Origin of the sequence: Agromyces sp. NPDC056965 (genome assembly GCF_042673425.1) — a bacterium.
Taxonomy (GTDB): Bacteria; Actinomycetota; Actinomycetes; order Actinomycetales; family Microbacteriaceae; genus Agromyces.
Genome location: NZ_JBHURI010000111.1, coordinates 1 through 10,439, shown reverse-complemented (window position 1 = coordinate 10,439; position 10,439 = coordinate 1). Strand labels below are relative to the sequence as shown.

Genomic DNA, 10,439 nt, shown 5'->3' with positions numbered 1-10,439 from the left:
GGACAGCAGTGCGTTGGTGGGATCGGTCGGTGGCCGGCGGGTGCGTTGAGTGAGGGCAGGGATGTCCTTCTGCGGGCGCTGAAGGCCCCGGGGCATCTGTCGTCTCAGCGCTGGAAGCGCACCTCGCCGCCGACCACCGTCGTGACGACCCGCAGGTCGCGCAACTCGCCCGGCTCCACGTCGAACGGATCCCGCTCGAGCGCGACGAAGTCGGCGAGCATCCCGGGGGCGAGCACTCCCTGTCGGTGGTCGCGGTGCGCCGCGTAGGCACTGCCCGCCGAGTGGGCGGCGAGGGCCTCGGCGACGCTCACCCGCTGCTCGGGCTCCCAGCCTCCGGCCGGCTCCCCCGCGGCATCCTCCCGCGTGACGGCGGCGTGCACCGCGTACATCGGGTTCGGGCTCTCGACCGGGGCGTCCGAGCCGAAGGCCACGTGCGCGCCCGAGTCGGCGAGCGAGCGCCACGCGTAGTTCGCGAGGTTCCGTCCGGCGAGCAGGGTCGATGCGAGCGCGATGTCCGAGGTGCAATGCGTCGGCTGCAGCGACGGGACCACGCCGAGCTCCGCGAATCGCGGAACGTCGTCCCAGCGGATGTGCTGGGCGTGCTCGATGCGATGCCGCAGGCCCGCGGCGCGGCTGAGCTCGGCGATCTCGGCGTACGCGTTCAGCACGAGGTGGTTCGCCTCGTCGCCGATCGCGTGCGTCGCGACGGCGATGCCCGCGACCGCGGCCTTCCGCACGAGCTCGCGCAGCTGCGGGTACGGGATCACCTCGATGCCGCGATTGCCGGCCTCGCCGACGAATGCCTCGCCCATGTGCGAGGTGTGCGAGCCGAGCGCGCCGTCGGAGAAGAGCTTGACCGGCCCGGTCTGGAACCAGTCGTCGCCCTGGCCCGTGTACCGGCCCTCGGCGATCGCCGCGTCGAGGTGGACGGCCGGGATCGCCTTGTGGACGCGGAGCTTCAGCCGCCCGCTGCGATGCAGCTCGAGATAGGCGGCGCGGGCGTCTTCGCCATCGATGTCGTGCACACCCGTGAGACCGACCGCGAGCAGGTGCTCCTGCTCGACCGCGAGCTGTTCGACGAGGTCGGCGACCGTCGGCCCGCCGATGATGGCGTCGAACGGGCGTTGCGCCTCCTCCCTGAGGATGCCGGTGGGCTCACCCCGAGCATCGCGCACGATCTCGCCCCCGACCGGGTCGGGCGTCGCCGCCGTGATGCCGGCTGCGGCGAGGGCGAAGCTGTTGGCCCAGACGGTGTGCCCGTCGATGCTCGGGAGCACGACCGGTCGATCGGGGCAGACCCGGTCGAGGCTGTGGCGATCGGGTTGCACGGGCTCGGCCCAGGTGTTCGAGTCCCAGCTGCCCCAGAAGATGCCGCGACCCGCCGGCAGGCCCGCCGCGTGCGAGCGGATCGCGGCCAGCGCCTCGTCGAGGCTGCCGGCCCCGCGCAGGTCGAGCTGCCCGCGCTCGCCCGCGAGCAACGCGGTGTGGATGTGGGCGTCGACGAACCCCGGTACGACCGCGAGACCGCCGAGGTCGACCTCGATCGTGCCCGGAGCGGCGAGGTCCCGAAGCTCGGCGTCATCGCCGATCGCGACGATCTCGCCGTCGACGGCGAGCAGCGCCGCTGCGGGCCTCGCCTCGCCGGTCAGCGTGTGGATGCGGGCATTGCGGAACAGCTTCGAGGGCAACGTCGGTCCTTGGTTCAGGGGGTGGATCGCGCGTTCAGGGGGTGGATCGCGCGTGATGCGCGGCGTACGGCGCGGCTAGCGCTTCTTCTTCTCGTCGATCTCGTCGCGGCGCAGCAGGATGATGCGATCGACGAGCGAGTCGGGCAGCGGGTGCTCGGGCGTGAACCGGATCGTGCCCTTCGCCCACGAATACCCCTCGAGCTCCGACGAGATCGCCTCGATCACGGGCGGGCTGTACGGGTAGAGCCCGATGTGGGCCTTCGCCTTCATGATGCTGAGCAGCGGCGAATCCCGATACCGCAGGGCCGGCATGCCGTAGCTCACCCCCTCGACCGCATCGGGCACGAGCGAGACCGCCCGGGCCCTGATGCGTTCCATGACGTCGCGCTCGGGTGCGTCGAGACCGGCGATGTAGTCGCTCACTTCCCCCATGGCGGCCATGGTACGCCGAACGGATGCCGCGGCATCCGCTCGCTCGCGGCCCGCCCCGTCTCATCGGGCACGTCGACGACCGTGCCGAGCGACCGGTGGAACGGGACATCCGCGGCTCAGAGCACCTTGTCGAGGAACGCGCGGGTGCGCGGCGACGACGCCGACCGCACGACCTGTTCCGGAGTGTCGCTCTCCACGATGACCCCCTCGTCGAAGAAGCTGAGCGTGTCGCCGACCTCGCGCGCGAACCCGATCTCATGGGTCACGACGACCATCGTCATCCCGCCCTCGGCGAGCGCCTTCATCGATTCGAGCACCTCGTCGACGAGCTCTGGGTCGAGCGCCGAGGTCGGCTCGTCGAAGAGCATGAGGGCCGGATCCATCGCGAGCGCGCGAGCGATCGCCACGCGCTGCTGCTGTCCGCCCGAGAGCTGGTGCGGGCGCTTCGACGCGTGGTCGGCGAGGCCCACGCGATCGAGCTCGTCGAGCGCACGCAGGCGGGCGGCGTCCTTCTTCATCCTCTTCACGTGCACGAGGCTCGCCGCGACGTTCTCGGCGGCGTCGAGGTGCGAGTAGAGGTTGAACCGCTGGAAGACCATGCCGATGCCGGCACGGAACCGCGCGAACTCGCGATCGGCCCACGGGTGGTAGCTCCCGGCGCGCAGCGTGTACCCCACCTGTTCTCCGGCGACGGTGAGGTCTCCGTCGTCGACCGTCTCGAGCGCGTTGATGCACCGCAGGAAGGTCGACTTGCCGGAGCCCGACGGACCGATGATGCAGCTCACCTCGCCCGCCCGCACCGAGAAGTCGACGCCGCGGAGCACGAGGTGCTCGCCGAACGCCTTGGTGACACCGGATGCCTGAACGAGTGCCTCGGTCATCGCACCTCCTCCTTCGTGTTCTCGCGGACCTCGGCCATCGCGCGGGTCGCCGTCGTGACGTCCCGGTTGCCCGAGACCCGCCGGAGCATGGACTGCGTCCACGTCGGACCGCGCACGAGGCGGACGGCATCGACGCCGAACCGTCGTTCCAGCCTCGACTGCAGGTAGGTCGCGATCGCCGTGAGCAGCATGTACCAGAGGCTCGCGACGATCAGCAGCTCGATGATGAGGTTGTTCTGCTTGTAGATCTGGCTCGCGTTCGTCATGAGGTCGTTGCCGGCGACCACCACGATGAGCGACGTGGTCTTGAGCATCGAGATGAACTCGTTGCCGGTCGGCGGGATGATGATGCGCAGCGCCTGCGGGAGCACGATGATGCGCATGTTCTGCATCGACGTCATGCCGCCCGCGAGCGCCGCCTCGCTCTGCCCGCGATCGACGGCCTGGATGCCGGCCCGCACCGTCTCCGCGAAGTACGCTGCGAGGTTCAGGCCGAGGCCCAGCATCGCGGCGGTGAAGCCCGTCATCACCTGGTTCGTGTCCCACCGCACGCCGATCTCGGTGAACGGCACCTGCAGCGTGAGGTACGGGAACAGGAACGCGAGGTTGTACCAGAAGATCAGCTGCACGAGCACGGGCGTGCCCCGGAAGAACCAGATGTAGAGGGTGGCGAGCCAGCCGAGCACCGGGTTCTTCGAGAGGCGCATGACCGCGAGCACGACACCCAGCACGAGGCCGATCACGGTCGCGAGCAAGCTGATCCCGATCGTGACGACCACGCCGCTCAGGATCTTCGGCGCGAACAGGTACTCGGCGACGCGATTCCAGCGGATGTTGTCGTTGAAGACGACCGCCGAGACGAGCCAGGCGAAGAACAGCAGTGCGAGACCGCCGACGACCCAGCGGCCGACGTGGCGACGCGGCGCGATCGGGATCGATCGACCGTCGGCGCCGGTGAACGGCGCGACGCGCTGGTCCGAGTGCGGCATGTGCTGCTCCTACTGTCCGTCGTTGACGACGGCCGAGTCGACGGCCATCTGACCGACGCCCCAGGCGTCGAGGATGTCGGCGTAGGCACCGGAGTCGATGAGCTCCTGCAGTGCGGCCCGGAGGAGCTCGACGAGTTCGGTGTTCTCCTTGTCGATCGCGATCCCCCACGGGCTCTCGCCACCGTCGATCGCGATCGCCTCGAGGCCCGATTCGGCCTCGTCGGCGCGGTGCACCGCGACCGGGTAGTCGGTGATCGTCGCCGCTGCGCGGCCGCTCTTGACCGCGAGGATCGCCTCGCTGTCGCCCTCGAACTTCAGGATCTCGACGGCGGCGGCGCCGTCGCTCGCGCAGCTCGCGTTGATCTCGTCGGCGAGGAACATCGACGAGCCGTTGTCGACGACGGAGACGATCTCACCGCAGAGGTCCTCGGGCACCTCGACGCCGCCGGGGTTGCCGGTCTGCACGAGGAATCCGTTGCCGGCGCTCACGTAGTCGACGAAGGAGACCGTCTCGCGACGCTCCTCGTTGTCGGTCATCGACGACATCACGGCGTCGAATCGGCCGGTGAGCACGCCGGGGATCTGGGCGTTGAACTCCTGGTCCGTGAGCGTGACGCCGACCCCGAGCACGCGGGCGAGCGCCCGGGCGAGTGAGGCGTCGACGCCGACGATCGTGGTGCCGTCGGTGCCGAACATCTCCATGGGCGGGTACCCGACCGAGGTCGTGATCTTGAGCCCCTCCGACGAGATGCCCGCCGGCACGAGGTCGGCGAGGTCGGCGGATGCCTCGATCCCGTCGATCACCGATTTCGCGAGGTCTTCGGAGGGGGTCTCGGTGAGCTCGGCCGCGGGCCCGTCCGACGTTCCGTCGTCGGCGATGCTCTGGGCGCCGCATGCCGAGGTGCCGAGCAGTACGGCACCGAGCACGAGCGCGAGGCCGGCCGTTCGAGCCCGACCGAGTGAGGTGAGTGCAGACATCGTGGTGCTCCATTCCTGAGGTGGTTCCGGCTTCGACCGGGCTGTGGTGGTGCTGACTGGCTTCATCGCTGGAAGCGCACTTCGCCGCCGACGACCGTGGTCATGACGCGGAGGTCGCGGAGCGACTCGGGTTCGATGTCGAACGGATCCTGTTCGAGGGCGACGAAGTCGGCGAGCTGCCCCGGCGCGAGTCGCCCCTGCCGGTGCTCGCGGTTCGCGGCGTAGGCGCCGCCGGCCGAGTGCGCTGCGAGGGCCTCGCGGACGGAGATCCGTTGTTCGGGCTCCCAGCCGCCCGCCGGCGATCCCACGGCGTTCTGCCGCGTGACGGCGGCGTGGATCCCGTGCATGGGGTTCGGATCCTCGATCGGCGCATCCGATCCGAACGCGAGATGTGCGCCGGCGTCGGCGAGCGATCGCCAGGCGTAGTTGGCGAGGTCACGGCCGGCGAGGAGCGACTCCGACAGCGGGATGTCGGAGGTGCAGTGCGTCGGCTGCAGCGACGGGATGACCTCGAGCGCGGCGAATCGGGGCACGTCGTCCCAGCGGATGTGCTGCGCATGTTCGATGCGATGGCGGAGCCCGGCTGCGCGGCTGAGCGCCGCGACCTCCTCGTAGGCGTTCAGCACCAGGTGGTTGGCCTGATCCCCGATGGCGTGGGTGGCCACGGCGATGCGGGCCGCCGCGGCGCGACGCACGAGTTCGCGGAGTTCCGGATACGGGATCACCTCGATGCCGTGGTTGCCCGCCTGGCCGGCGAAGTCCTCGCCCATGTGCGAGGTGTGGGATCCGAGTGCACCGTCGGAGAAGAACTTCACCGGGCCGGTCTGGAACCAGTCGTCGCCATCGCCCGTGAACCGCCCCTCCTCGATCGCGGCTTCGAGATGGTCGGCGGTGATCGCCTTGTGGATCCGGAGCTTCAGCGCCCCTTGGGCTGCGAGCTCGAGGTACGCCGATCGCGCATCCTCGCCGTCGATGTCGTGCAGGCCGGTGAGCCCGAGCGAGAGCAGGTGCTCCTGGCTGGAGCGGAGCTGGTCGATGAGCTCGCCGGCGAGCGGCGAGCCCATGAGCTCGCGCAGCGGGTAGCGGGCGGATTCCCGGAGGATGCCGGTCGGTTCGCCGCGGTCGTCGCGGACGATCTCGCCACCGATCGGGTCGGGGGTCGACGCGTCGTAGCCGATCACCGCGAGCGCTGCGCTGTTCGCCCAGATCGTGTGTCCGTCGACGCTCGGCAGCGCGACCGGGCGATCGGGGCAGACCCGGTCGAGCGAATGACGATCCGGCTGCACCGGCACGTCCCAGGTGTTCGAGTCCCACCGACCGGCGAAGATCCACTGCCCCGTCGGCAGTCGTCGCGCGTGCGCCCGGATGCCCTCGAGCGCCTCCTCGAGGCTCCTCGCGCCGCGCAGGTCGAGCGCGTGACGCTCCCGCGCGTAGGAGGCGGAGTGGATGTGGGCGTCGACGAAGCCCGGCACGACGCTGCGCCCCGCGAGATCGACCTCCGTCGTGCCTGCGCGCGCCACGGCACGCACGTCGGCATCGCCGCCCGATGCGACGATGACGCCGTCGACGGACAGCACCGCTTCGACCGGCGCCTCGGAGCCGGTGAAGGTGTGGAAGCGGGCATGGCGGAAGAGCGTCGAAACCAACAGTGTTCCTTGCGTTGATGTCTGAAGTGGGGCGAGGTTTCTGCAAGATTAGGCGAGCTGACGCCCCTTGCCCATAGGCTGTGATCGAGACCTTTCGTCGCTGAGCATTAGGAAATCTGTTGCTGAATCCGGTCCACCTTCGAACGCTCCTCGAGACCGTTCGCCTCGGCTCGTTCGCCGCGGCCGCGAATCGACTCGGCTACACGCCATCGGCGGTGTCGCAGCAGATGGCGGCGCTCGAGCGCGAGGTCGGCGTGCCGCTCTTCGAACGCGCCGCGCGCAGCGCGCATCCGACCGATGCCGCGAACGCCATGGCGCGCCACGCGGTGCGGGTGCTCGCCGACATCGACGCGTTGCTCGCGGCGACGTCGAGCGCCCACTCGTCGATCACCCAGGAGTTGCGGCTCGCCGTCTTCCCGAGCCTCGCGACGCCGCTCCTCGAGCGGCTCTTCGAGCTGCCCGAATGGCGCAGTTCCGACATCGACCTGCAGCTCTGGGTGGCCGACCCGTCCCCGACGATCCAGCAGCTCCGCTCTGGGCGCGAGTTCGACGTCTCGCTCGTCTACCAGGTCGGCGACAGCGGACTGTCGTGGCCGCAGTCGGTGACGCCCGAGTGGCTCGGCGACGACGAGTTCCGTGTCGTCGTGCCGACCGCGTGGGGACTCGCCCCGAATGAACCCACGCCCCTGCACCGGCTCGAGAACCGGCCGTGGATCTTCCACCACCCCGGAACCAGTGACGCCGCGGTCATCGACCGCCTGTTCCGCGGACTCGACCTCCGGGCGCGCGTCGTCGCACGCTCCGACGACTTCGCCGTCACGCTCGGTCTCATCGCCGGCGGATTCGCCGCTTCGATCGTTCCCGACATCGCCCTGCACCGACTCCCCCCGGGGGTGACCGTGCTCGACGTTCCCGACTTCCGGCTCGAGCGGAAGATCTTCGCCCTCGTCCCGCGGGAGTCCGACGGGACGCAGCTCGAGGTCTTCATGAGCGCCGTGACGACGATCCTGCACGGGCTCGGCGTCAGCACGCGAACGCACTGACGAATGAATCATCCGGAACTATAGCTTTACGACCGGATGTCTGGTTATGCTGGCGCGACACCACGATGACGTGGGGTCGCCGAGTGGGGGGATCGGCGTGGCGAAGACAGTGGAAGGCAGTGATGTCTGAAGATCGCGGGTCCGCAGCGGGCCTCTCCGACGGCGAGCACCTCAGCGTGCTCGGCTACGACGACACGTTCAATCGATCGATGAGCCTGTGGGCGAACTTCGCCCTCGGCTTCACGTACCTCTCGCCCCTCGTCGGCGTCTACTCGCTCTTCGCGGTGGCCCTCTCGATTGGCGGACCGCCCTCGATCTGGTGGATCGTCATCGTCGGCGCCGGCCAACTGCTCGTCTCGTTCGTGTTCGGCGAGGTCGTCTCGCAGTACCCGATCCACGGCGGCATCTACCCGTGGGCCCGCCGCCTCTGGGGCCGGCGATACGCCTGGATGGCGGCCTGGGTCTACATCTGGGCGATGATCGTCACCATCACCTCGGTCGCCGAGTTCGGATCCGGGTTCGCGGCGAGCCTGTTCGGCATCGAGCACACCAACGACTCCACGCTGTGGCTGACCCTGGGCTTCCTCGTCATCGCCCTCGCCATCAACTTCACCGGAACGAAGTGGCTCGCCCGCGTCGCCCGCATCGGCCTCGCCGCCGAACTCATCGGCGTCATCGGCCTCGGCCTCTACCTGCTGATCTTCCAGCGCAAGCAGGAGTTCAGCGTCTTCTTCGACACCATGGGCGTCGAGGGCGACGGCAGCTACGCGGCGGCGTTCATGGGCGCCGCCCTCGCCGGTCTCTTCCTGTTCTACGGCTTCGAGGCCTGCGGCGACGTCGCCGAAGAGGTCGCGAACCCCGCGCGCCGCATCCCCAAGGCCATGATGCTGACGATCCTCGTCGGCGGCGTCTCGGCACTGTTCTCGTTCGGCGGATACGTGCTCGCGGCACCCGACCTCGCGTCGATCGTCAACGGAGAGGACGCCGATCCCATCCCCGGCATCCTCGAGGCCACCCTCGGGTCGGCGGGCGCCAAGATCTTCCTCGTGGTCGCGATCACGGCGTTCCTCTCGTGCGTGTTGAGCCTGCAGGCCGCTGCGAGCCGCCTGCTCTTCTCGTTCGCCCGCGACGGCATGATCCCCGGGCACCGCTGGCTCGCACGCGTCTCCCCCAAGAGCAAGGTGCCGACGAACGCGCTCATCGTGGCGTGCACCGTGCCCGCCCTCATCGCGGTGCTCATCTGGGCCAACAACGACCTGCTGGTTCCGATCACGGCGTTCGCGGTGCTCGGCATCTACGTCGCATTCCAGATGGTCGTGCTCGCCTCGCTGCGGCAGCGGTTCAAGGGCTGGCGCCCCGCCGGCCCGTTCTCGCTCGGCTCGTGGGGCCTGCTCGTCAACATCCTCGCGCTGGCCTACGGCATCTTCGCGATCGTGCTGCTCTCGCTGCCGGGCTCGACGGGCGACTTCTTCACCGACTACGTCGTCCTGATCGGTCTCGGCGTCGTCCTCGTCACCGGACTGCTCTACCTCTTCCTCGCCCGCCCCGATCGCAAGTCCGATGCCCCCACCGGCGACGCGATCGCCGTCGCCGACGAGATCCGGCTGCGCACGGGCGCGACCCGCGTGGTCGAGCAGGCGCAGCAGTAACCCGAACGGCCTCGAGGCGGAGGCCTACGCTGGACGCATGATCCGCAGACACGTGCTCGTGCACGGGATCGTGCAGGGCGTGGGCTTCCGCTTCGCCGCGCGCCGCGAGGCGGAGCGACTGGGCGTCGCCGGATGGGCCCGCAATCGCGCCGACGGCACGGTCGAGGCCGAGATCGAGGGCGAGGATGCATCCGTCGCCGCCATGCTCGACTGGCTCGCGACCGGCCCGCCCGGCTCCGTCGTCGAGGGCACGGATGTCGCGAAGCGAGCGCCTACCGGCGAACCCGGGTTCCGCATCACCGGGTGACGCCGGAACGCTCGATCCGGCGGCCGCGCCAGTCGTCAATACCCCGATTGACCGGGTGTTCGAACGGATCTACCGTTGAATCGACCCCCGATTGGGAGCCACCGACACGAGGAGGCTGGTTTCTATGAAGAAGTGGACGCGATGGGAGGACTGGGTGGCCATCGCCGCCGGTCTCGCCGTGGTGCTGTCGACGATGTTCGTGGCTCCGATGGGCGCCTCGGTCGCGATCATGGTCACGCTCGGCACCCTGCTGATCCTCTCGGGAATCGTGAACCTGGCCCGACCGGGCATGGTCTCGATGGAGTACGTGCAGGCGGCACTCGGCGTGCTGCTCATCATCTCGCCGTGGGTCGGCGGCTACGCGGACGCGATGACCTTCGGGGCGGCGTGGATGTCGTGGATATGCGGCGCGGTCACGGTGATCGTCGCTGCACTCGCCATCCGGCCGGCCATGCAGGCACACCAGGGCGCGATCCCCCACTGAAATCCATCGACCTGAAACCCATCGACGATGAGGCGGGGCCGGTGTACGGGCTCAGAGCCAGTACGCCGAGCCGCGTCGACGGAACGACTCGTCGTCGACTTGGTCGAGCCCGCGATGCCGTTCGGCCGAGATGAGCAGCCAGACGACCACGAGTGCGAGCACGACGGTGTAGACGGCCGGCCCGAAGGCGCCGATGAGGGTCATCCAGTACGCGGCGGCTGCGGCGACCGCCATCGTGGCGACCGAGGCGAGGACCGTGGTGGTTCGTTCGCTCATACCGTCAAGCTACGCCGCACCGCCGACAATGCAAGCGAACGACGAAGGGCCCGCCGAAATATCGGC

General features: G+C 69.4%; 11 protein-coding genes. 4 read left to right on the top strand and 7 right to left on the bottom strand.

The genetic code is table 11. The features are described 5' to 3' along the window. Window positions 1–104 precede the first annotated feature (104 nt). The 6 genes from ACFTQE_RS18865 to ACFTQE_RS18840 form a co-directional block, all read right to left on the bottom strand. A complete protein-coding gene (locus ACFTQE_RS18865) occupies window positions 105–1,688 on the bottom strand; it encodes an amidohydrolase (RefSeq protein ID WP_376926511.1) in 1,584 nt (527 codons plus the stop codon). A gap of 75 nt (window positions 1,689–1,763) precedes the next feature. Further along, entirely contained in the window at window positions 1,764–2,120 is a 357-nt protein-coding gene (locus ACFTQE_RS18860) for an iron chaperone (RefSeq protein WP_376926510.1), read from the bottom strand. Between the two features lie 116 nt (window positions 2,121–2,236). After that, the gene (locus ACFTQE_RS18855) at window positions 2,237–3,001 is read right to left on the bottom strand and encodes an amino acid ABC transporter ATP-binding protein (RefSeq protein WP_376926509.1); all 765 of its coding nucleotides are present in this window, start codon (window positions 2,999–3,001) and stop codon (window positions 2,237–2,239) included. Beyond that, the gene (locus ACFTQE_RS18850) at window positions 2,998–3,990 is read right to left on the bottom strand and encodes an amino acid ABC transporter permease (protein WP_376926508.1); all 993 of its coding nucleotides are present in this window, start codon (window positions 3,988–3,990) and stop codon (window positions 2,998–3,000) included. The genes ACFTQE_RS18855 and ACFTQE_RS18850 overlap by 4 nt, the downstream gene beginning before the upstream one ends. Before the next feature lie 9 nt (window positions 3,991–3,999). Next, on the bottom strand, window positions 4,000–4,968 hold the full coding sequence (locus ACFTQE_RS18845; RefSeq protein ID WP_376926507.1) for an ABC transporter substrate-binding protein: 969 nt from the start codon (window positions 4,966–4,968) through the stop codon (window positions 4,000–4,002). Between the two features lie 62 nt (window positions 4,969–5,030). After that, window positions 5,031–6,614, bottom strand: coding sequence for an amidohydrolase (locus tag ACFTQE_RS18840; RefSeq protein WP_376926506.1), 1,584 nt, complete (start codon window positions 6,612–6,614; stop codon window positions 5,031–5,033). 119 nt (window positions 6,615–6,733) lie between these two features. Here ACFTQE_RS18840 and ACFTQE_RS18835 point away from each other — a divergent pair, with 119 nt between their 5' ends. From ACFTQE_RS18835 to ACFTQE_RS18820, 4 genes are all read left to right on the top strand, one after another. Then, a complete protein-coding gene (locus ACFTQE_RS18835) occupies window positions 6,734–7,657 on the top strand; it encodes a LysR family transcriptional regulator (protein WP_376926505.1) in 924 nt (307 codons plus the stop codon). Window positions 7,658–7,779: 122 nt separating this feature from the next. Further along, window positions 7,780–9,306, top strand: a complete 1,527-nt coding sequence (locus ACFTQE_RS18830; RefSeq protein WP_376926504.1) for an APC family permease — start codon at window positions 7,780–7,782, stop codon at window positions 9,304–9,306. A gap of 37 nt (window positions 9,307–9,343) precedes the next feature. Then, the gene (locus ACFTQE_RS18825) at window positions 9,344–9,613 is read left to right on the top strand and encodes an acylphosphatase (RefSeq protein WP_376926503.1); all 270 of its coding nucleotides are present in this window, start codon (window positions 9,344–9,346) and stop codon (window positions 9,611–9,613) included. 124 nt (window positions 9,614–9,737) lie between these two features. Then, window positions 9,738–10,097 (top strand): SPW repeat protein, encoded by a 360-nt coding sequence (locus tag ACFTQE_RS18820; RefSeq protein ID WP_375837836.1) that lies wholly within the window; start codon window positions 9,738–9,740, stop codon window positions 10,095–10,097. A gap of 51 nt (window positions 10,098–10,148) precedes the next feature. Here the strand turns inward: ACFTQE_RS18820 and ACFTQE_RS18815 are convergent, their stop codons facing one another. Continuing rightward, complete coding sequence (locus tag ACFTQE_RS18815; RefSeq protein WP_376926502.1) at window positions 10,149–10,373, bottom strand: hypothetical protein; 225 nt, start codon at window positions 10,371–10,373, stop codon at window positions 10,149–10,151. Between the last annotated feature and the right edge of the window lie 66 nt (window positions 10,374–10,439).

Excerpts from the sequence above, each read along its gene's own strand:
- ACFTQE_RS18860 (WP_376926510.1), bottom strand. The coding sequence starts at position 2,120 with ATGGGGGAAGTGAGCGACTACATCGCCGGTCTCGACGCACCCGAGCGC.
- ACFTQE_RS18855 (WP_376926509.1), bottom strand. The coding sequence starts at position 3,001 with ATGACCGAGGCACTCGTTCAGGCATCCGGTGTCACCAAGGCGTTCGGC.
- ACFTQE_RS18850 (WP_376926508.1), bottom strand. The coding sequence starts at position 3,990 with ATGCCGCACTCGGACCAGCGCGTCGCGCCGTTCACCGGCGCCGACGGT.
- ACFTQE_RS18845 (WP_376926507.1), bottom strand. The coding sequence starts at position 4,968 with ATGTCTGCACTCACCTCACTCGGTCGGGCTCGAACGGCCGGCCTCGCG.
- ACFTQE_RS18830 (WP_376926504.1), top strand. The coding sequence starts at position 7,780 with ATGTCTGAAGATCGCGGGTCCGCAGCGGGCCTCTCCGACGGCGAGCAC.
- ACFTQE_RS18825 (WP_376926503.1), top strand. The coding sequence starts at position 9,344 with ATGATCCGCAGACACGTGCTCGTGCACGGGATCGTGCAGGGCGTGGGC.
- ACFTQE_RS18820 (WP_375837836.1), top strand. The coding sequence starts at position 9,738 with ATGAAGAAGTGGACGCGATGGGAGGACTGGGTGGCCATCGCCGCCGGT.
- ACFTQE_RS18815 (WP_376926502.1), bottom strand. The coding sequence starts at position 10,373 with ATGAGCGAACGAACCACCACGGTCCTCGCCTCGGTCGCCACGATGGCG.